The following is a 21,792-nucleotide window of genomic DNA, read 5'->3' as shown; positions in this document are numbered from 1 at the left end:
TGAATGCTTGTCTACATATACAATATAGACTCATGGTAAAGTGAAATTTTAATCAGTGGGGGTCTTATTTCCCACAAATAACAGGATAAAAGACGTGGTACTTTCTAATATATATGCGATGTAGCTAATTTTAGAAGCTTGTCCACGTCTTTTGTCATAAAGAGAGCAGCTTGCGCATGTAATGATATCGTGAGTAGTTTTTGAATGGAGGGTGATGTGATTAATGATCTCTAACATTCGAATTGGCTTATTTGTTTTAGCGATTGTCTTTGTAGTCCTTGTTTTCTTTTATTGGAAAAATGAGGAGTTGTACGAGGAGAAAAAGCAACGTATTAGAAAGACTTGGTATGGTTTGTTTATCATATCTGTCACCGTGTATTTCATGATAAAAGGAATTGATTTAACCCTCTGGAAAAATCTTTTAATGTTTACTGCAATGGTTATTTTTGTTGATATTGCGTTCATTTTAACGCCTAATATTTCAGAAATATGGGGTGCGAAATTTAGCGATATTGGCAAGACAGTTCAATCAATAAAACGATCATTAATTGCATCTAAAGCGAGAGGGGAAATATACACGACAATTATTCAAAATGTTAATCCAGCAGTATTCGGTACGATGGAATGGCATACGGAAGAGGAATATACAAAGAGCTTAAATGCATTTTTAGATTCATATGGGGAAAAGATTGGCGCGAAAATTGTTGTTTTTGAAGCCGCGAAGGAATTAAATACAAACTTTCGTGGTATTCGCTCGCAATTTAGTATTATCGTTCCGTTAGAACATATCGAGCAATTGAATGAGCAGAAAGCGGTGCAAGTAGAAAATGTCGGGATTATACCAGCAAAAATAGTAAGTGACGTTTTCATTGTTATTGATGGAAAGAAAAATAACCTGCAAGATCGGGATTTTGAAAATGTATATAATTTAACAATACATCATAGTTATTTTAGTAAATAAGGACAGAATCTTTTTCTGTCCTTTTCTTCTATACATAAATTAAAAACAAAATCCGACAAAGTTGAATAAAATTGGACAATCATTCCTACACTAGCATGTAGAGGTGATTGTAGTGGTAAAAGATTATGACAATGATTTTTTTAAAGAAGGTAACGAAGATACAACAGATTTCTCTTTAATAAAAGGGGATACGTTGCAGCAAGTAGAAGAATTAGAAGAAGAATTAAAAAGAAAATCATAAGTGTACACTCTTTCTACATTTGCTATATAATATAAATAAAAGGTTGTATCTTTTTGAAAAGGGGGAGAAGAGATGGCTGAAGTCAATGTGCAAAAGTCTTCGTTTTTTAAAGAAAAAAAAGAAGAATCAAATACAGATTTCTCTCTTGTGAAAGGTGCATTAACGGAGAATATAAATCGGTTAGAGAAACTGATGAATAATAGTAGTTCAAAATATATACAGGTGAAAAGAACAAAAGAAAATGCATAGAGCATTTTCTTTTTTTTTTATTTAATAGTAAACTTTTCTCTTATTTTTTCAGGCAAATCTGCTTTCTGAATCTCTTCATAGGACTTTACTTCAATTGATGATATTTCATTTTTATTATTATCATCTTGATCTACATAAAGGCGTAAAAACGCGTCTGCATTTAATTTATGATTGTTTTCTTTTTTTGTACTTCTAAATGTAATTTGTTTTTTGACGCCATCTTCATCATATGCGGGCAGCGTATAGTTTCGTAAGTTTCTACCATCTACCTTTTCGATAGTTCCTTCGCCTTTTATCTGCATGTAATATACATCTTTACCAATTCTATTTAGTGACGCTCTCTCACAGCCAATAGTAAAACTAGAAAATAATAAACATAGTGTAATAATTGCTAAAAACTTTTTCATTTTCTTTATCTCCTTTAATGTGTTTCTTTAAAAAGTATACGGCTATTATTAAATGAGAAAAATCGATATAGATTACAATGCCCTTACAATGTTGTAAGAGTGTTTTACATAAAATGAACAATAAAAGTTAAAAGAAAGGTAAAATAATGAATCATGGTATAATGATAAAAGACTTACATACTATTTTTTCATTTTGAAAGGAGCTTGAAAAATGTATTCTACTTTAGAACAATTAACAAAGCACCCTGTATTTTATCATTTTGCAGAAATTTCAAAGATTCCTAGAGGATCAGGTAATGAAAAGGAAATTAGTGATTATTTAGTGGGCTTTGCAAAAGAGCGTAACTTAGAATTCATTCAAGATGAAGCATTAAATGTCATTATTAAAAAAGAAGCAACAGCTGGTTATGAAAATGTACCAGCTATTATTATTCAAGGTCATATGGATATGGTTTGCGAAAAAAATCAAGCAACAGTACATGATTTTGAAAAAGATCCAATTGAATTAAGAATCATTGGGGATATGTTATATGCAAATCAAACAACTTTAGGTGCTGATAATGGTATTGCAGTTGCGTATGCATTAGCTTTATTAGATTCAAAAGAAATTACGCATCCAGCACTTGAAGTCGTTATCACTACTGAAGAAGAAACGACAATGGGCGGGGCTTTTGCTATTGATCCAAATCATTTTGAAGGAAAGATATTTATAAATATTGATTCTGAAGAAGATCATAAATTACTTGTAAGTAGTGCAGGTGGTGCGAAAGCTGTTGAAACAATTCCCGTAATTTGGGATGAAACGCCAGCGAATATGGATGCATACCGTCTATATGTTGGTGGTCTAAAAGGCGGACATTCTGGTATGGAAATTGATAAACAACGCGGTAATGCGAACAAAGTATTAGGACGAGTATTACGTGATTTATCGGCACATACGGAGTTTAACATAAGTGAAGTTCACGGCGGATTAAAAACGAATGCAATTCCGCGTGAAAGTGTAGCTACACTTTTAATTCGTACAGAAGATGTAGGACAAGTAGAAGAAAAACTAGAATCATGGACACGTGTATTACAAGAAGAAATGCGTGCTGTTGATCCAGATGTTCATGTTACACTGACAAAATTGGATGAAAAAGTTGAAAAAGTATTTGCTAAAGAGACACAAAAGCAGCTTATTTCATCATTATTCTTAATTCCAAATGGCATTCAAAGTATGAGCATGGATATTAAAGGTCTTGTAGAAAGCTCAACAAATTTAGGCGTTATTGAAACGTTGCAAGATGAAATTAAATTACGTAACGAAGTGCGAAGTTCTGTAAGTAGTTTAAAACAACATGTTGCAGAAGAAATCAAATATATTGCTGAATTAGTTGGTGCTACATTTGAAATAGAGTCAGAGTATCCAGAATGGCCATACAATCCAAACTCACAAATTCGTAATTTATTTGAAAAAGTGCATCAAGAAAAATACAATAAAGAAATTGAAATCTTCGCTGTGCATGCGGGGATTGAGTGTAGCGCATTCGTTCAAAAAATGCCTGAATTAGATGCAATTTCATTCGGACCAGACATTTTTAACGTCCACACTCCAGATGAACATATCAGTATCTCTTCTGTAGTGAATAACTGGGGATTCTTCATTGATGTAATGAAGGGTACAAAAGAATTAGCTAAGTAATAACGACGAAATAAAAAGGAGCCTATAAAAATTTATAGGCTCCTTTTTTGTATTGGAATTTATCCCGCTATTTGCAGAGCAGCCCGATTGGTTTAACTAACAATCAGTGGGGGATGAATAAAACCACTACTGATCAAAGTTTCACTTTATGAGAAGTCATTTTTCGTTAGTATGTAATATTAAGCTTGAACAATTAATAAGGATGAATTGTTGATGTTTTTTAGTACTGATGAAGGGGTGGAGAAATGAAGGGAAGAAAGCATTTTATTGTTTGTATGTTTTTATTGTTCTTCACATTTAGTTTTATTGGTGTTCAGAAAATAATAGCAGAGGAAGTTGAATTTACAGGAACAACAGCTCCATTGAATGTAAATGTTAGAGAGGCAAAAAGTTTGAATGCAAATATTGTAGATGTGATTCCCGGAAATACAACAGTATCTTTTAAAGGATGGGAGTATGGTGAAGCGGTTAAAGATTACTGGACAGGAAATTTAGATAATCGTTGGTTTTATTATTTTAAAGATGGAAAAAAAGTATATGTAACGTCAGCGTATATTAATGGAAATCCTCCAAATACATCAATAGATCGTAAATTATCTGTACCTAACATATTACAAGAAAGATCAAATTGGTGTTGGGCAGGCACTTCGGTTTCAGTTTTAAATTATTTTGGGAAAACTCCTTCACAAGATCAGTACGTTAGGTATGTTAAGGGTGGATCATATAATAATCCTGCAACTTCACGTGAAATACAATATGGATTATCAGGATATGGTGTTAGCTCAGCTATAAGTTCTGGAGCAAAATCATATGATTGGTTCAAAAGACAAATTAATAGTAATCAGCCGATGATTGCACTCATTATGTGGCAAAATGGAGCTAACATCGGACACTTTCTAGTACTTGATGGATTTTATAAAGGGACAAATGGAACAGATTATATAACGTACATGGACCCTTGGTATGGTGATCATTATAATCATAATTTCAGTACGTTCCATAACAATAATAATTTTTGGTGGAGTGAAACTGTTTATAATATCCATGCAAACTAATAATATTAAAAGCGGGGGTTCATAAATGGGAAAACTACTTAAGCTTGTGATACCGTGCATGTGCTTAATGACCGTTATTATTTTCGCTAGTAAAATTAGTTATGCATCAAAAAATAAAAGTGAATCAGTACAATCGATCGCATTAAAAGATTATCAATATAGTAAGGGAAGTTCTTCTGAAAATTTAAGTTTTGAAAAAATAACAACATCTCCATTTTCGTTACCAATCTATGCAACAATTCCAGCACAGCAAATTTTAAATAGCTCTGAATTTAAGAATTTACTATTACCAACAAATGAAAAGCTGTGGTTTATTATGAAGGGTGAGCAGCCAGAAGGACTAATTGTTGCGAATGATATTGAACCGATTCGAACGGGCGGAGAAAATAGAAGTAAAGATTTATATGGATTATATACAGCAATAAAGAATAATACAAATGAAACAAAAGATATTAGTTATTTCGAATTTGAAGGGCAAGGAATATTGGTAGTAAATCAAAATAATGATCAAGAAATATACCTTAGTAAAGGTGCCGCTGCCATATTAAAACTTCCTACTGGTCAAAAAGTATTGAGCAGTGAAGTATTACAGAAAATGAAAGAGAGAATTGTAACTGGTTTTGAATAGTGGTAATGTCTGATTCTTTTTTGTGTTTATACAGGGTTGAATAGGGAACAGGATCAATGGTAGCATTAGGGCATCTTTACTGTTTGAAACCTAATAGTGTATATAAAAAGGTTAGAGAAGTTAATTCTCTAACCTTTTTATATTAATGTATGAAATTTAAAAAGTGATGGAGTAAACCAAATAATAAAAATTTGTCTGCTCTTCTATTTTTATTTGCAATTTAAACTCGTTATATTCCGCTATCTATTGTACAACCTTTTTACATAGCTGAATTTTTTTATTTGAAAATAAGGGTGCATCTATAAAACCATAATGATAAACTAAAATACCTAATTCCACTCTAGAATTAATATGCCATTTTTCTTTAATATGATTAATTATCGTTGAAATTCTTCGAGGGGTAACATATATTTTTTTGGAAATTTCTGCATCTGTATATCCTTTTGCTACATAAATAGCTACTTCTAACTCTCTTTCGGTCAACATTCTTTTCATAAAATACGCTCCTTCGAAATTATTTATATAAAAATCAAAAGAAACTATTAAAAGAAATAAAGGTGAAAAATCATATTTATTTTAATCAGGCTATTTGCGGATAGTAAGACTCCCACCTCAAAATTTAGATGTGGCAAAGAAGTCGAACTCCCTGTAAAAGCCTGCCTGGAGTGGACTAATAATCAGTGGGGGGATAAAACTCCCATTAATTATTAGTGAACCATATTTTAATAATTTCTCGTATTGTAATACAAGTTTGTAAAAGAAACTATAAATCCATATAATTAGTAATTGTAACTATATTAATTTTACATTACATTAAAAGTTGGGAAATATTCTTATACTCATAAAGTGTTACATTTGAGGGAGGAAAGATGGAATTCTACAATCTTGGTATTATTATTAAAGAACTTAGAAAGAAAAAAAACATGTCACAATCTGAATTATGTCATGGAATATGTTCACAAAGTCAAATTAGTAAGATAGAAAAAGGTATTATTTATCCATCTAGCATATTGTTGTATCAATTATCTGAAAGACTTGGTATTGATCCAAATTATATATTCGCACTAACCAAAAATAAAAAAATAAAATATATTGAAAATGTAAAATGTGTAATGAGAGATTGTGTGAAACAAAAACAATATAATGAGCTTTACGAAATAGTAAAAAAAGAGAAAGATGAGAATAATTTTCAATCAAAAGAAGATAAACAATTTCTATTATGGCATGAAGCGATTGCTATATATTATGTAAATGGAGCAACAAGTAATGCCTTTGACATTTTAAATAGAGCACTAAAACAAACCTTAAGTAGTAGTAACTTTTTATCAGAAAAAGAAATAAGCATAATGAATTCAATTGCTATAATACATGCAGAAAATGAAGAGTATGAGAAAAGTATAAATATATTAAAACAAAGTTTAATTAATTTTAATAAGATAGAATTTCCTAGAGAAAAAGAAATCAAATTAAGACTCATTCATACGTTAACAAAATGTTTACACCTTGCAAATCAATTTGAAGAAGCAATAAAGTATAGTGAAATAGGTATAAAATTAGCGATAAATATGAATACTTTATACTTATTAGGTGAATTATTTTTTGAAAAAGGTGCAATTTTATTGAAAGTTCAGCACTCTAATGAAGTTGGTTTAACAGACATAAAAAAAGCATTATTTATATTTGAACTAACTGAAAGAAAACAATATATAAAAATGATCAAGGAAAAATATATTAAAAATCAAGAATAAACAAGAAAGAATTCTAACATAAACTATTCCTAATTGTTATTTTTTTCTAAAAAAAGTACTGTAATACGAACTATTCCTAATTGTTGTTTATTGCTAAAATAAATACCGTAATATTAGATAAATATAAAGGGTGGCATTTTATGAAATCAAGAGGAATTACTCGTAAAGCAGATAGCATGGGGCGTATTGTTATTCCAATGGAAATAAGACGGAGTTTAGGAATTGTAGAAAAAGATTCTCTTGAAATGTTTATAGAAGAGGACCAGATTATTTTACGAAAATATCAATCTCCAAGAGCTTGTGCACTTACAGGGGATATTTCAGACAGCAATATTTCGTTAGCGAATGGGAAGATTATTGTAAGTCCAAACGGGATGGAACTGTTAATAAAGAAGTTACAGCAATATCTTTTAAAATAAAGTGAAACTTTAATCAGGGGGAGTTTTGTTCATCCCCACTGATTATCAGCCCTCACCAATCTTGCTTTTATGGGCAGCCCGAACCCCCACCTAACTTCTTTGCTTCCGCTGTATTTTAAGGTAGGGGTCTTACTGCCCGGCAAATAGCGGGGTAAAAGGTAAGTAAGAACTTTAAAATAGAATATACTTGAAAAAAATTCCTCTATCAATTTAGGGGTTTTTTTATTGTTATCAATAAAATTGAGGGGCCGTAGTTTGTTCAATGGAATACGAATTACTTCATAAATAGTCTGACTATTTTTTATAAAAAAACTATTCATTTACATTTTTTGGTTTCGTGTTATATTTTTAATGTTAACATATTTGTATTGAAAATTCTGATTTTAAAATTAGGAAAACTTTAGAAAATGAAAGAGATTTTTAAATTAAATTTACCAATTCAATAGAGGTTCGTCGGGGAAATGTACCTAAGAAGAAATCTCTTATAATCCACGTTTTTTATTTGTAAATCGGTAGTTCTAATAGCTCTGACGAAAAGCGAAGGAGCAAAAAAGAAATGGATAGTTTGTTTAATAGAAGATAGGGTATAAAAAATAAAACAACGGAGGTTTTATAATGAATAAAGGAATACTGCAGATTACAGAAATTGAAGAAATTAGCATTCCTAATGTATTGAAGGATAAAATGAAGAATCTGATAGAAAATGAATTGAAAACTCATAATCCTTATACTTGTGATCAAGAAATAGCAGCATATTTTTCAAAAGAGTGGCTTAATTGTTTGATTGACTATTCAAAGAAAAATCCGAATTCAGATATGAAAAACCTACTACATATAATAAAAATAGCGAATTGTGGCGGAAACGTACCACCTACTCTTATTAAAAATACTCCATGTGATCCTATGGAAACACTATTACCTGGGGAAAATCGCAGAGGTTTTAATTATGGCGAAGACGAACACGATAGAATGAAAAAATATTTTTATGCAGAATGGGTCACATGGCTTTTTGCCACACTTTTTAATTATGATGCTTTAATTCACCCATCCGAACATGCAGGGAAAAATAGATTTCATCTTATTTCACCTTTAAACAACGATGAAGTTTTGCGGAATGTCGGTGCAAGCACCGGTGGCGGGAACTTTTATCAACATAACGATGCCACAGTGTATACAGATATGAAAGACCAATCAGATATTGAAGCAAGATTGAAAACATTCAATACGAATTTAGAAATTGTATCAAATAGACTTAATAAATCCGTGGAACGAATAGTGTCTGAAATTACTTGTGGAAAATTTACTAGAGTTGATGCTCTTTTATTAAAAGGAGTGTTAAATTTAAAAACTCAAACTCATATTGGAACGCCAAAATTACTGCAAAAGCATCTTGAAGAAAATAACTTCAGTAAAGATGACATATTGGCGGTAAGTAAAATGCCTATTGCTCATATCGCAGGAATGGCTGATGGTGAAATATCGGGATTTGTAGGAGAAATAAACCAAATTATATTTTTAGATGATAATGGTGATATTATTGCAACTTGTTTGAATGGAGCGGAAAATAGATTAATTTATGTGGGAGAAAGTGAAGAAGAAAAATTGAAATTTGACATGTTTTTAGAACTCTTACGAACAACGCCTACTTATAAGGTTCCACTTACATCTGAAGATTTATTACTTATACCAAATTCATACTATGGTAAACAAACAAATGTAACTCATGGTAGGGAAAGGTTATCTGAGGAAGAATATAAAATCCCGATTGGAAACAATAAATATGGAAGAAGAATTGTTTGCAGACAATACGTTTCCAGTCGATTACGTGATCAAAAAGAAAGTTACTTTACAGATTTAATTAACTAGTTTAAAGAGAGGAGGGACGATGGGGAGGTTTGGGTTATAATAGCTCAAGCCTCCCCATATTCTTTGTATGGATTTTACTATTGAATTACTTATACTACTATTTTTAGTAGCTGTATTAGCAGGATGGATAGATACGATTGCTGGGGGCGGTGGTATGATAACTATCCCGATAATGTTATTAGTAGGTATGTCTCCTTCTGTAGCGATAGCGACTAATAAACTACAAGGGAGTAGCGGAACTCTCATGGCAACAGTGTTTTTTATTAAGAAGAAAGAAATTAATCTTAAAGAAATGCGTTTGTCCATCTTAATGACCTTTTTGGGATCAGTTTTGGGTGGATGGCTTGTTTTACAGATACGAGCAGAATATTTAATCATGATATTACCTTTTTTACTTATTATTATTGGTCTTTATTTTCTATTATCTCCAAATATAGCAAACGAAGATCGACCGAGAAAAATAAGTATGTTGTTGTTTGCGTTAACAGTGGCTCCATTCCTTGGATTTTATGATGGTTTCTTCGGCCCAGGAACAGGTAGTTTAATTGCTTTAGCATTCATTCTTTTATGTGGATATAGTGCTACGAGAGCAACTGCAAATGCTAAAATCTTGAATTTTACAAGTAATTTCGCTGCTTTGTTATATTTTATTATTTTTGGCCAAATCGATTGGACAATTGGGTTGATTATGATGCTTGGTCAAATTATAGGATCGTATATTGGAGCGAAGATGGTGCTTACAAAAGGGACGTCATTAATACGACCAATAGTGGTTATTGTTTGCTTTGTCATGGCAATTAAAATTTTTTTACAAAATATAAACTGAATGTAATCAATATATTATTTGGATCAAAGTTAGAGTGTTTTCATGTTCTTATTGCAGTATTACGCTGTTTAAGATGTGTTCAAAATTACACAATTTGACTAGTGTAATGTATTGCGTTATGCTTTTTTTAGTATAAAAGAAAGGCTTGAAGATAATGATTCGTCGTTTGAGAAAGCTAAAAAATGTAGCTGTCGTAGTAAGCTTCTAAGTAAATAGCAAAATATATAATACTTAGAAGCGAGGAATAAAGTTATGAAGTATCCATTATTTAATCATTGGTCAGAAACAAAGTATATAAAAGATATAGTAACAAATCCACTCATTGAAGTGGGAGAGTACTCCTATTATTCAGGCTATTATAGTCATCAAAATTTTGAAGATGGCTGTGTAAGGTATTTGTGGGGGGATGCTAAGTCTCATGCACTTTTCAATCCAATTGAACAGATGGGATGGCATCTTGATAAACTCATTATTGGGAATTATGTTTGCATTGCAAGTGGAGTAGTCATTTTAATGGGTGGTAACCATAATCATCACTCAGAATGGATTACAGTATATCCATTCGCTGAGCAAATTGAACAATCATATGAACCTAAGGGTGATACAGTCATAAAAAGTGATGCTTGGATTGGAATGAATGCTATAATAATGCCTGGCGTTACTATTGGTGAAGGGGCAATTGTTGCTGCAGGATCTGTCGTAAGTAAAGATGTTCCGCCGTATACAATAGTTGGTGGAAATCCTGCTAAGGAAATAAAGAAACGATTCACTGATATAGAGATAAATATGTTAATGGAAATGCGTTGGTTTGATTGGGATAGGAAATTGATTGAGAAGGCAATTCCGCTGTTATCTAGTCCATCCATCGAACCATTATTTGCTTTTTATAAAAATGAAGTGAAAAATAAATAAATCAGTTAGAAAAACTACATCCAGTATAGGGTGTAGTTTTTTTATTACAAAAAACTAATAGTTTAGACTAAATAAAATTCATCTCTAATATAGGTCTAGCAAATAGCTGAATTGAATAATTAAAATCCTTGATAGCTAATAAAGCATTAACGGGCAGTAAGACTCCCACTGATTAAAGTTTCACTTTATTTTTTGTAAATATGGAACAAATGTAGCATCTAGATTGTCTATTAATTGTAATCCTAAAAAATATGAAAGTGCGAATCATTTTGAAAAATATAAGGGGATTAAAAATAGGGATATGTGTGGGAGTACAAAGTATCAGGGCACCTAAAAGTGTCGGATGAGATGGTCTATATGAAAGCGATCCTAACGTCTAATATGTATATATAATTTGAGAACACTGTCTATTTTTTTGAGATTATGTTAGAATAACGCTTTTTTTTGAGTACAAAGGTATTGGAGGTAACAGAAGTGAAAGGTATGTTTTGCAAGAGATTTATTGCAATAGTAACAGTGCTTACACTATTTTTTAGCATGTTCGTTACATTTGGAAGAGCAGCAGCGGAAACAGTTTCTGCTATAGACGTTGAAGCGGGATCAGCAATTTTAATAGAAGCAAATTCCGGAAAAATTTTATATGAAAAAAATGCAGATGAATCATTGGCAATTGCTAGTATGACAAAAATGATGAGCGAATACTTAGTTCATGAAGCGGTGGATAAAGGAAAACTTAAATGGGATCAAAAAGTTAAAATCTCTGAATATGCACATAAGATTTCGCAAGATCGTTCATTATCAAACGTTCCATTAGAAAATGGTGGCTCTTATACGGTAAAAGAGTTATATGAGGCAATGGCAATTTACTCTGCAAATGGTGCAACAATTGCTTTAGTTGAACAGATTGCTGGTAAAGAAGTCAATTTTGTAAAAATGATGAACGATAAGTCGAAAGAGTTTGGAATGAAAGATTATAAATTTGTAAACTCTACAGGCTTAACAAATCAAGATTTAAAAGGATATCACCCAGAAGGGACAACTCTAGACGAGAAAAATAAAATGTCTGCAAGGGATTGTGCAATTTTAGCGCAACGTCTTATTCAAGATTTCCCAAAAATATTAAATACAGCAAAAATTCCTAAAAAAACATTCCAAGAGGGTGGTAAATATCCAATTGATATGGCGAACTTTAACTGGATGTTAAAAGGTTTAATTAAGCAATATGAAGGTGTAGATGGTTTGAAAACAGGAACGACTCCAGAAGCAGGAGATTGTTTCACTGGTACAGTAGAAAGAAATGGTATGCGCCTAATTTCTGTAGTGATAAAAGCAAAATCTCATACGGCACGTTTTGATGAAACAAAGAAATTATACGATTATGGATTTGCGAATTTTGAAGTGAAGAATTTCTATGGAAAAGATTCAGTAATAAAAGGATATGAAACAGTTCGAGTGGCAAATGCAAAAGACAAAGATGTAGTAGTTCAAACGAAGCAAGCTGTTTCACTTCCAATGTCGAAGGGCAATAAAGACATTTATAAAAAAGAATTTAAAGTATTGAATAAAGAACAAGAAGCGCCTATTAAAAAAGGTGTAACAATTAGTAAAATGATTATCTCGCCTAAAGATAATACAGATCCTGGGTTCTTATCAGGTAAATCATTACAAATAGACCTTGTAACAAAATCTGATGTGGAACAAGCAAAGTGGTTTACACGTTTTATGCGTAAAACAGGATCTTTTTTTAGTGGTATGTGGGATAGTGCGATTGATATAATAAAAAGCTAATTTTATAGGATACAACTAAATGTTTCACTTTATAAAAATTTAATAAAATCTTTTCTTTGTATTAAATGTTTTGTTTTAAATTATGTATATAAAGAAATGGAGGTAAAATTAACTTTGTACTGCTTATATTAGAAATTTAAAGAAACAATATGTACAATTCTACACTACATTCTTATAGTGGCCTTTATGAACAGCAAGATTTATATTTTACAAGGAGAACATTTTATGAGTAAGAGAATAAAAGAATTAGATTCGATACGAGGGTTAGCGGCACTTACTGTGGTATTTGGACATTTTTGTTTAATGCTACCATCGTTGCCTAATTCTATTAAATTTTCCCCGCTTAGGTTTTTATGGGCGGGTGGGGAAGCTGTTATCGTTTTTTATGTACTAAGTGGTTTTGTGTTATCTATGGTACTTTATCATTCAAAAACAAATTATTGGGGATATTTAATTAAGAGATTTGTAAGAATCTATATTCCTTATTATTTTTGGATAATCGTTACCTTTGTTTTATTTATTTTATTTTCGTCGTATGAAGTGGTAGGATTACGGGATTGGTTCTATGATAGGTGGCAAGGGTCTATAACAAAATTAGATATTCTAAACCACTTTGTGCTTCTTAATAACTTTTTTACGGAAAATTATAATCCAGTTATTTGGTCATTGGCTCAAGAAATGCGTATATCTATTGTGTTTCCTTTGTTATTCCTTCTTTTTTATAAACTGAATTGGAAGAAAACGATACTATTTGCTTTGAGCTTTTCATTAATTAGTGTTGTTCTTAATATGTTGCATATTGGGAAAGCTGAAGGATTTTATAATGGTTATGCTGATATACTGCATTTTACATCTATGTTTATGGTTGGAATGTTACTTTTTAAGTATCAGGAAAAACTTATCTACTCATATAGGAATATGAAAAAATTTAAAAAAGGATTTCTTATTGCATTAGGGGTTATCCTATATTTATATTCCATTTTAATTTATGGTTTTTCCCGTAATGATACAACTTTCTTATTAAAAGATTGGGGTGTCGTAATGGGGGTTAGTATATTTATTATAATGGCTATAAGTAACCTAAAAGTAAAAGCATTTCTAAATAAGAGTGTATTTGTATATTTAGGAGAAATTTCATACAGTATCTATTTGTGTCATTTTCCAATCATGATGGTACTATTTAAACTATTGTATACAAAGATACCTATCTTTTTCCTTCTTACTTTGTGCATTGCAATGACACTACTTTTTTCTATAGTTTCATATCATTTAATCGAAAAGAAATGTATCAACTGGGCAAAACAAAGAACAATAAATTTTTTGAAAAAAGTATAATTCCTAGATAGATTTTATTTCTTTAGTAAATATATGAATATGACCGATTCCTAAGTATACTTAGGAATCGGTCAATTTTAGATTCTAAATGTAAATATAGTAAAGTGGAATATAATTGAAATCGAAAACCACTTAGAAATAACAATTACGGTGTGAGCTATTGTATAGTATAGATATGGTTAATAATAAAGGGGGAATACATATGTGGAAGCGATTTGTAGCAATTGGCGATAGTTTTACAGAGGGGATAGGGGATGAAGTTGAGGGAATTGCATTAAAAAGCTGGGTAGATTATTTTGTTCAACTGTGTGAAAATGATATAGAATATGCCAATTTTGCAAAGCATGGGTTAGTAACTAAAGAAATTCAATCGCAGCAATTGGAAAAGGCGCTAACTTTTAATCCAGATTTGGTTAGTCTCATTGCAGGGGCAAACGATGTTTTAAAAGGACGTTGGAATCATGATGCATATAAGAACGATATGGAATTTATGATAGATACATTAAGTAAAGCAGGGGCTGATATTATTATAGCAAACCTTCCAGATTTTACAGTTAGGCTTCCTTTTGCTTCTGAAAAAAAACAAGTAATAAAAGAACAATTATTAGAGGCAAATGAAGTTATACATTCACTGAGCAGAGAGTATAAGCTTCATCATGTTGATTTTTGGAATCATCATTTAGTTAATGACAATACGCTTTGGTCTAAGGATTTAATTCATCCAAACTCAAAAGGATATGTAAAAGTTGCTGAATTAATTTTTAGTAGTTTGCCTGTACAGAAGACAAAATAATAGTTTGCAATGTAACGAATATGATATTAAGTGTATGAAGCTATGTTTTTTAGTAAATGGAAAGAACTAAACATTTAGCAAACAAAGCGTTTCTACGATATATTTCTACAGTAGTGCACAAATACAGAATCACAAAGAAAGATCACTTATGGAAATAGGTGGTCTTTAAATGTTTTTATAACTAAATTAGTATATACTGTATTACTAACAGTTTCGTACTACATAAAAATTAAGTTCTCTTATAGAAAAACTGATTTTATATTATCTTAAAATATAATAAAACGTTCAAAACATATTTTGGGTATGTATCCTAATTGTGAATGATGTGTAATTTTTTTGAAGTATAAATATCCAATAAATAAAATAGGTAGTAGGTGCAGACGTATTAATACTATATTATTCAATTCTTGTTATGAGTACATTAGTGATTGGTAATATTATATTTTTATTATCAACTTTAGTTATTGGAATTAATTTGCATAGAAAATATGTAGGATAAGAAAAAAATATACTTTATTGTATATTTTTTTGTTTAGTAGGATTTACGGTCTCTTTAAACTATTATGTTAATAAAATTAAAAAACTTAATTCTTGATACCCTTATGGTTAAAGCTATCAATAAAATGAAAATATAAATAAATAATAGTTTGTTATGATTTGTGGATTTGGTTTTTTATCCGAATTTTCTGATTCAAATATTTCAACTTTATGAATATAGTAGGTGAAATATTTGTGTGATAGTATTTGAGATAGAAAAAAGCCAACTTTAAAAAGGATGTGAATTGAATGTGTAAACGACTGTAAAGGGTTATATTAAGGCAACGTTTAGCTGTTATTAGTGTAAGGTAAAGATATATTTTGTAACAGTTGATATAAAAATGAAGAAATAGGTACGCTTTCGTTTGTCTGACTATTTTAAATATATGAAAAATAAGACCAGTTTGAGTTTTGACGAAGTTAAATTCTAGGTGAGATGTCAATAGTGATTAATTAGGTTTAATAAAGAGGTACCTTATACGCAAAAGCGTTTATATTAGTAACCTAAGGAGCTTGCTTTTATGAAAACTACTGATTCAAAAGGCCTATTAGGAAATAGGGTTTATTTACAAGTTTTCTCTGCCTATTCATTGCTTATGCTTGGTGTTTTTATTGATATGTTAGCGATTATGACTATAGTTGGGTTTGAATGGGAAGTAGATCCTACTATGATTGGATTGATTCCTGTTGCATATGCACTTCCTGGAATTATTTTTGGCTCATGGGCAGGTGTTATTGCAGATCGTTTTAGAAAAATTCCAATTATGATGTTCTGTAATCTAATGGTTGGTCTAATAACAATTGCTCTTTTATTTGTACAAGATATCCACTGGCTCTTAGTGGCATTAATGATTCGTTCTATTTTTATTGTTTTCTATTATCCTGCACAGCAAACACTAACAAGACAGATTGTATCCCCGGACTTGCTTACTAAAGCAGTAAGTATCAACGGAATAGTAGAGCAGGGTACAAAGATAGTAGGCCCCCTTATAGGGGGCATGTTGCTGAGCTGGTTTCAACCAGAGTTCTGCCTCATTATAAGAGCTATAAGTTGTTTATTAGCTACCTTAGTTCTGATACCCACAATAAAATTTAAAGAAACTATATCGAAAGAATTTGTTGAAAAGCAAAAACAAAGTACTTGGACCGCTTGGGTACAAGGGTGGGGTTATGTGTTATCTAATCGGATAATATTATCAACCATGATTTTCGTTACAATAGCCATGGCAGTATTACAATTAGTAGACTCACAATTCCCAACTTTATTTAAGAGCTTATTCCCACATGATAAAAGTAAAATGGGATATATCATTTCTATTATTGGTCTTGGCGGAATACTTGGTGCATTACTAACTCAGAAATTAAAACAATTTCAATATGGATGGGTAGTATGTGGAGGTATGGTTTTAATGGGAATTGGTTTTGGGGGGATTGGTTTGATAACGCCCGGTACGGTCTTCGTTTTAGCTTATTTAATTAGTTTTATCGCTGGTATCGGAAGTGGGCTGATGCTTGTATCTAATCAAGTCATTTTACAAATAGAATCCGATCAAGATCAAGTAGGAAGAGTATTTGGTATACAAAGCAGTTTAACAAACGCAGTTCTAATTATTTCTCCTGCTATGAGTGGTCCATTAGTGCATTTGTTTGGAGTAACTCAACTCTATGTTTATGGAGGGATTGGGCTTGTTATTATTGGAGTAATTGGAGTTTCACTGCAGAAATATTTATGGGCTAAACATAAACACGAACCTATAAGAGCAAATAATTTTTGAAGGGAAGATTTTTATGACCAATGAGGAATGTTATCCATTAAGCCATCCGCAGCGAAGAATATGGTATACAGAAGTTATTCATTCTGATAAAGGAATATGTAATTTAAGATTTTTATTTAAACTTCATCGGAAAATGAATTATTCAAAATTAAACCAAGTTGTGAATCGCGTTATCAGTGAAAATGACGGTCTGTGCATTAGGTTAAAAGAAAATGGGCATCAGGAACCGAAACAATATTTTATTAAACATGAAGAACAAGAATTTGAGTTTTTTGATTTCAGTAATGTGGAGAATACAAATTTGCTTGAGGAATGGATTGAGCAGAAAACAAAAGAAACGTTTACATTATTTAATTCGAATTTATACTATTTTGCTTTAATAAAATTAAACGATAATGAATGTGCAGTCTTTGGAAATGTTCATCATATTATTATGGATGGTTTATCAATTCAAATATTTACTGAGCAGATTGCAAAATATTATTATGACATGCATAACGAGAATGAGGAAGGCGAAATTAAAAATTCATATGTTCAATTTCTGACCAATGAACAAACATACTTGAATAGTAGTCGCTTTCAAAAAGATCAAAAATTTTGGTTAGAGGAATTTAAAACACTGCCATCTGTGACTGGATTGAAGCCTTATAATACGTACCAAGTTAGTACAAAAGCATCACGTGAGACGTTTATATTAACGGAGCATTTGAAGAGAAAGATGGAAAATTTTTCTGAAGATTACAAAATTAGTTTGTATACTCTTTTTGTCGCTGCTTTCTCGTTGTCCATGTATCGGTGGACCTCATCGCTTGATATTGGTTTAGGAATGGCTTACGGCAACCGTATGACTAAAATGGAACGAAAATTGATTGGAATGATGGTGAGTACAGTTCCTTTAAGAATGGATATTGATTCAGAAGAAGAAGTACTTTCATTTATTAGTAGAGTGTCCAGAAAACAAAGTAAATCATTAAGACACCAGAAATATCCATTTGATTTGTTATTAAAGCAGATTAATAAAGAGAATAACAGTAATGTGAGACTTTTCGGAACTACGATTGATTATAGGGATCGTGATGAAAGTGGTGACTCACTATGGATTCCAAACCGTGAAGAAGTACAAGATTTTGCAGTTCATATTGAAAATCTAATTGATATAGACTCTTTACATGTACATATTGATTATCGTGAGGAGCTATTTTCTAAGGAAGAGATAGAACGATTCTTTAACGTTATGCTAGTGATACTGGAAAATATTTTTGAAAACCCAAAGCAGAAGGTGGCTGAAATAGAAATCATTTCTGAGGAAGATAAAAGAAAAAGTTTAGTTGAGTTCAACAATCCTAAACTGGATGTCCCACCTCAAGTAACTATTCATGAAATGTTCGAACGGCAAGCGATGATTTATCCAAATGCTATTGCAGTTACGTATGAAAAAGAAAAAATTACTTATAAGGAGCTTAATGGACGTGCAAACCAGTTAGCTCATTATCTGCAGAAAAAAGGAGTAGGACCTGATACTTTAGTTGGACTGTGCGTTGATCGTTCCCACGAGATGATTGTAGGTATTTTAGGGATTTTGAAGGCTGGTGGGGCTTATGTCCCACTTGATACAACATATCCAGAGCAGCGACTTCAATATATTTTAGAAGATGCTAGCATTCAGTTATTCGTAACGCAAGAAAGTTTAAAAGAATTGAACTGGTTACCAGAAAATGTTGAGTCGATTTGCCTGGATCGTGATCAAGATGAGATTGGGAAAGAAAGTAAGACTTTGCCGGTTTCTAGTGTCGGTCCCAAAAATCTGGCATATGTAATCTATACTTCGGGATCAACGGGAAATCCAAAGGGCGTTATGATAGAACATCACAATGTCATTCGGTTATTTAAATCGACGGATTGTTGGTATCAGTTTAATGAAAAAGATACTTGGACGCTTTTTCATTCGTATGCATTTGATTTCTCAGTATGGGAAATTTGGGGAGCGTTATTATATGGTGGAAAATTAGTTGTTGTTCCGTACTGGATTAGTCGATCACCTAAGGATTTTTATCAATTATTGGTGGAGGAAGAAGTCACAGTTCTAAATCAGACACCTTCCGCATTTCGACAATTAATACAAGTGTGTGAACAAGAAGATAAGAATAAAAATTTGCAGCTGCGTTATGTCATATTTGGCGGAGAAGCGTTAGAACCTACTAGCTTGTTACCGTGGTTTCAAAGGTATGGGGAGAAAAACCCACAGTTAATTAATATGTATGGAATTACAGAAACTACAGTTCATGTTACATATTATCCAATTACTTTAGATGATGTGCAGCAGGCTTCAAGAAGTAATATTGGAAAGCGGATTCCCGATTTAGAAGTGTATATACTAGACGCTTATCAACAACCTGTTCCTATAGGTGTTGATGGTGAACTTTATATTGGTGGGGCAGGGCTTGCACGTGGGTATTTAAATAGACCTGAATTAACAGCAGAGCGTTTTATATCTCATCCATTTAGTAGTGATCTGAAAGCAAGATTATACCGGACAGGAGACTTAGCGAGGTATTTGCCAGATGGGAATCTAGATTATCGTGGAAGAATTGATCATCAGGTTAAAATACGTGGTTTCCGAATTGAGATTGGGGAAATTGAGTCTACTTTAAATACATATGCATATGTAAAAGAGGCAGTTGTAATTGTAAGAGAAGATCAGCCGGGCGATAAACGATTAGTAGCATATGTTGTAGGAGATGGAAATGTAGATGCGTGGAGAGAGTATCTTAAAGCGAAACTACCAAGTTATATGGTTCCTTCGGGATTTGTGGCGATGGAAGCTATTCCACTTACAGCTAACGGTAAAGTTGATCGTGAGGCCTTACCTATGCCGGAGGAAAAGCAGATTAATAGTGAATGTGTTGGCCCTCGGAATAGTAACGAACAGATACTAACTACCATTTGGAAGAGAGTATTAGGTGTTAAAAAGGTGGGAATCTATGATAATTTCTTTGAAATTGGTGGCGACTCAATTCTCAGTATTCAAATTATATCTCAAGCAAGTCAAGTGGGGTTAAAACTTACTCCAAAGCAAATGTTTGAATGCCCAACTATCGCTGAGCTGGCACAAGTGGCTATAGAAACGCAGGGAGTACAAGCGGAGCAGGGAATTGTGATAGGTGATGTGCCTCTTACTCCAATTCAGTGCTGGTTCTTCGAGCAAGAACATCCACATACAGAGCATTGGAATCAATCAATGCTTTTAAGAGTAAAAGAAAGATTGGATGTGAAATTACTAGAGGGAGCGATATTAAATTTACTGAAACATCATGATGCTTTACGTTTCCGGTACGAACAGTTACCAAACGGAACGTGGAGGCAGAGAAATGAAGGGACTGATGAGCTGTCAGTACTCCATGTTGTAAAACGGAATCAAGTTAATGAAAAAGAGTGGAATAAAATAATACAAGAAGAGATGAATATTCATCAAGCTAGTTTCAATTTAATTACTGGTCCGTTAATGAAAGTAGTGTACTTTGAAGATAACTTGACTGAAAATGATCGAATATTCTGGGTGATACATCATTTAGTAGTAGATGGAGTGTCATGGAGGATTCTATTGGAAGATTTACAGGTGGTATATAACCAGATGAAACAAGGTCAAGAAATTCGCTTACCTGCGAAAAGTACATCTTTTAAAGAATGGTCTGAACGACTTCAGACATACAGTGATTCGGGTATTTCAAAAGAAGTAAAGGATTATTGGAATGAACAAGTAGAAAAAGAAACGATGAAAATTCCAATGGACTATCCAATACAAGAAACGACAGAAGAATCGATTGATCAAGTGACGAGGACTTTAGGAATAGAAGAAACACAAGCATTGTTATACGAAGTTCTAGTCACTCATAAGACAAGGATTGATGAGGTACTATTAACGGCATTAGGACAAGCTATCGTCGATTGTACAAATCAGCAAACCGTTTCTATTCATCTAGAAGGACACGGAAGAGAAGAGATGATTGAAGGTATTGATTTATCAAGGACAGTGGGCTGGTTCACGAGTATTTATCCCGTTCATCTCAATTTTCAAGGAACTCAGACACCTATTGAAGGGTTAAAGGCAGTCAAAGAACAATTGCGTCGAATCCCAAATCGCGGAGTAGACTATGGTATTTTACGTTACTTGAATAAAGGATTACTTCCGTTTTATCAGCAAAAGCCTTCAATAAGCTTTAACTATTTGGGCCAATTTGATCAGGTGTTTTCAAGGGACTCTTTGTTTATGCAAGAGACAGGATTTACATTTTTAGATCATGCTCCAGATTCCAAACCATCTCATCTAATTGATGTTATCGGAATGTTGAAGGATGAAAAGTTACATTTTATTTGGCTGTATAGTAGGGAACAGTTTTCTAAATTAAAAATTCAAGTGATAGCAGATGGTATGTTGAGGCATCTTCGTCAACTTATAAATAAACCAACAACAGAGTCTGCTTTTACGGTATCAGATTTTGCTGATGCAGAGGATCTTACGGAAGAAAGCTTGAGCAAAGTATTACTTAAATTAACAAAGAAGAGGGTGTAAA

At 32.2% G+C, this 21,792-nt stretch carries 18 protein-coding genes; 16 read left to right on the top strand and 2 right to left on the bottom strand.

All coding sequences use genetic code 11. From position 1 onward, the window contains the following. Nucleotides 1–223 precede the first annotated feature (223 nt). The 3 genes from MR107_RS08765 (at nt 224) to spoIISB (ending at nt 1,451) form a co-directional block, all read left to right on the top strand. Nucleotides 224–961 (top strand): type II toxin-antitoxin system SpoIISA family toxin, encoded by a 738-nt coding sequence (locus MR107_RS08765; RefSeq protein WP_000624977.1) that lies wholly within the window; start codon nt 224–226, stop codon nt 959–961. Nucleotides 962–1,073: 112 nt separating this feature from the next. Next, nucleotides 1,074–1,202 carry a hypothetical protein gene (locus MR107_RS08760; protein WP_000237819.1) on the top strand — a complete coding sequence of 43 codons (129 nt, stop codon included), beginning with the start codon at nt 1,074–1,076 and terminating at the stop codon, nt 1,200–1,202. 72 nt (nt 1,203–1,274) lie between these two features. Beyond that, the gene (gene spoIISB, locus MR107_RS08755; RefSeq protein ID WP_000852629.1) at nt 1,275–1,451 is read left to right on the top strand and encodes a stage II sporulation protein SB; all 177 of its coding nucleotides are present in this window, start codon (nt 1,275–1,277) and stop codon (nt 1,449–1,451) included. Nucleotides 1,452–1,468: 17 nt separating this feature from the next. Here the strand turns inward: spoIISB and MR107_RS08750 are convergent, their stop codons facing one another. Continuing rightward, nucleotides 1,469–1,858, bottom strand: a complete 390-nt coding sequence (locus MR107_RS08750; RefSeq protein WP_000713869.1) for a YxeA family protein — start codon at nt 1,856–1,858, stop codon at nt 1,469–1,471. A 211-nt stretch (nt 1,859–2,069) separates the two neighbouring features. On the opposite strand from MR107_RS08750, the gene pepD reads away from it, so the two are divergent. The 3 genes from pepD (at nt 2,070) to MR107_RS08735 (ending at nt 5,222) form a co-directional block, all read left to right on the top strand. Further along, a complete protein-coding gene (gene pepD, locus MR107_RS08745) occupies nt 2,070–3,539 on the top strand; it encodes a beta-Ala-His dipeptidase (RefSeq protein WP_242292251.1) in 1,470 nt (489 codons plus the stop codon). 245 nt (nt 3,540–3,784) lie between these two features. Beyond that, nucleotides 3,785–4,594 (top strand): papain-like cysteine protease family protein, encoded by an 810-nt coding sequence (locus MR107_RS08740; RefSeq protein WP_000678369.1) that lies wholly within the window; start codon nt 3,785–3,787, stop codon nt 4,592–4,594. Between the two features lie 25 nt (nt 4,595–4,619). After that, nucleotides 4,620–5,222 (top strand): hypothetical protein, encoded by a 603-nt coding sequence (locus tag MR107_RS08735; protein WP_000517271.1) that lies wholly within the window; start codon nt 4,620–4,622, stop codon nt 5,220–5,222. Nucleotides 5,223–5,465: 243 nt separating this feature from the next. On the opposite strand, the gene MR107_RS08730 is transcribed toward MR107_RS08735, so the two are convergent. Further along, nucleotides 5,466–5,717 (bottom strand): response regulator transcription factor, encoded by a 252-nt coding sequence (locus MR107_RS08730; protein ID WP_000827560.1) that lies wholly within the window; start codon nt 5,715–5,717, stop codon nt 5,466–5,468. 374 nt (nt 5,718–6,091) lie between these two features. Between MR107_RS08730 and MR107_RS08725 the strand changes: the two genes are divergently transcribed. From MR107_RS08725 to MR107_RS08680, 10 genes are all read left to right on the top strand, one after another. Next, on the top strand, nt 6,092–6,970 hold the full coding sequence (locus MR107_RS08725) for a helix-turn-helix domain-containing protein (RefSeq protein ID WP_242292250.1): 879 nt from the start codon (nt 6,092–6,094) through the stop codon (nt 6,968–6,970). Between the two features lie 140 nt (nt 6,971–7,110). After that, nucleotides 7,111–7,389 (top strand): AbrB/MazE/SpoVT family DNA-binding domain-containing protein, encoded by a 279-nt coding sequence (locus tag MR107_RS08720; protein WP_000842216.1) that lies wholly within the window; start codon nt 7,111–7,113, stop codon nt 7,387–7,389. A 615-nt stretch (nt 7,390–8,004) separates the two neighbouring features. Beyond that, complete coding sequence (locus tag MR107_RS08715) at nt 8,005–9,255, top strand: hypothetical protein (RefSeq protein WP_242292249.1); 1,251 nt, start codon at nt 8,005–8,007, stop codon at nt 9,253–9,255. Between the two features lie 67 nt (nt 9,256–9,322). Further along, nucleotides 9,323–10,081, top strand: coding sequence for a TSUP family transporter (locus MR107_RS08710; protein ID WP_000347994.1), 759 nt, complete (start codon nt 9,323–9,325; stop codon nt 10,079–10,081). Between the two features lie 252 nt (nt 10,082–10,333). After that, a complete protein-coding gene (locus MR107_RS08705; protein ID WP_242292248.1) occupies nt 10,334–10,993 on the top strand; it encodes a CatB-related O-acetyltransferase in 660 nt (219 codons plus the stop codon). A gap of 474 nt (nt 10,994–11,467) precedes the next feature. Further along, the gene (locus MR107_RS08700; RefSeq protein ID WP_000677649.1) at nt 11,468–12,781 is read left to right on the top strand and encodes a D-alanyl-D-alanine carboxypeptidase family protein; all 1,314 of its coding nucleotides are present in this window, start codon (nt 11,468–11,470) and stop codon (nt 12,779–12,781) included. Nucleotides 12,782–12,967: 186 nt separating this feature from the next. Continuing rightward, nucleotides 12,968–14,116: an acyltransferase family protein gene (locus tag MR107_RS08695; RefSeq protein ID WP_242292247.1), complete on the top strand. Its 1,149-nt coding sequence runs from the start codon at nt 12,968–12,970 to the stop codon at nt 14,114–14,116. A 202-nt stretch (nt 14,117–14,318) separates the two neighbouring features. Further along, on the top strand, nt 14,319–14,909 hold the full coding sequence (locus tag MR107_RS08690) for an SGNH/GDSL hydrolase family protein (protein WP_242292246.1): 591 nt from the start codon (nt 14,319–14,321) through the stop codon (nt 14,907–14,909). Between the two features lie 1,058 nt (nt 14,910–15,967). Further along, nucleotides 15,968–17,221: an MFS transporter gene (locus MR107_RS08685; RefSeq protein WP_000858613.1), complete on the top strand. Its 1,254-nt coding sequence runs from the start codon at nt 15,968–15,970 to the stop codon at nt 17,219–17,221. 13 nt (nt 17,222–17,234) lie between these two features. Continuing rightward, nucleotides 17,235–21,791: a non-ribosomal peptide synthetase gene (locus tag MR107_RS08680; RefSeq protein ID WP_242292245.1), complete on the top strand. Its 4,557-nt coding sequence runs from the start codon at nt 17,235–17,237 to the stop codon at nt 21,789–21,791. Nucleotide 21,792 lies beyond the last annotated feature (1 nt).

Origin of the sequence: Bacillus cereus group sp. BfR-BA-01441 (genome assembly GCF_022663075.1) — a bacterium.
Lineage (GTDB): Bacteria > Bacillota > Bacilli > Bacillales > Bacillaceae_G > Bacillus_A > Bacillus_A cereus.
This window is presented reverse-complemented; position numbering and strand designations above follow the sequence as displayed.

Coding starts and splice junctions, on each gene's coding strand:
- MR107_RS08765 (WP_000624977.1), top strand. CDS start 224: ATGATCTCTAACATTCGAATTGGCTTATTTGTTTTAGCGATTGTCTTT.
- spoIISB (WP_000852629.1), top strand. CDS start 1,275: ATGGCTGAAGTCAATGTGCAAAAGTCTTCGTTTTTTAAAGAAAAAAAA.
- MR107_RS08750 (WP_000713869.1), bottom strand. CDS start 1,858: ATGAAAAAGTTTTTAGCAATTATTACACTATGTTTATTATTTTCTAGT.
- pepD (WP_242292251.1), top strand. CDS start 2,070: ATGTATTCTACTTTAGAACAATTAACAAAGCACCCTGTATTTTATCAT.
- MR107_RS08740 (WP_000678369.1), top strand. CDS start 3,785: ATGAAGGGAAGAAAGCATTTTATTGTTTGTATGTTTTTATTGTTCTTC.
- MR107_RS08735 (WP_000517271.1), top strand. CDS start 4,620: ATGGGAAAACTACTTAAGCTTGTGATACCGTGCATGTGCTTAATGACC.
- MR107_RS08730 (WP_000827560.1), bottom strand. CDS start 5,717: ATGAAAAGAATGTTGACCGAAAGAGAGTTAGAAGTAGCTATTTATGTA.
- MR107_RS08725 (WP_242292250.1), top strand. CDS start 6,092: ATGGAATTCTACAATCTTGGTATTATTATTAAAGAACTTAGAAAGAAA.
- MR107_RS08720 (WP_000842216.1), top strand. CDS start 7,111: ATGAAATCAAGAGGAATTACTCGTAAAGCAGATAGCATGGGGCGTATT.
- MR107_RS08715 (WP_242292249.1), top strand. CDS start 8,005: ATGAATAAAGGAATACTGCAGATTACAGAAATTGAAGAAATTAGCATT.
- MR107_RS08710 (WP_000347994.1), top strand. CDS start 9,323: ATGGATTTTACTATTGAATTACTTATACTACTATTTTTAGTAGCTGTA.
- MR107_RS08705 (WP_242292248.1), top strand. CDS start 10,334: ATGAAGTATCCATTATTTAATCATTGGTCAGAAACAAAGTATATAAAA.
- MR107_RS08695 (WP_242292247.1), top strand. CDS start 12,968: ATGAACAGCAAGATTTATATTTTACAAGGAGAACATTTTATGAGTAAG.
- MR107_RS08690 (WP_242292246.1), top strand. CDS start 14,319: ATGTGGAAGCGATTTGTAGCAATTGGCGATAGTTTTACAGAGGGGATA.
- MR107_RS08685 (WP_000858613.1), top strand. CDS start 15,968: ATGAAAACTACTGATTCAAAAGGCCTATTAGGAAATAGGGTTTATTTA.
- MR107_RS08680 (WP_242292245.1), top strand. CDS start 17,235: ATGACCAATGAGGAATGTTATCCATTAAGCCATCCGCAGCGAAGAATA.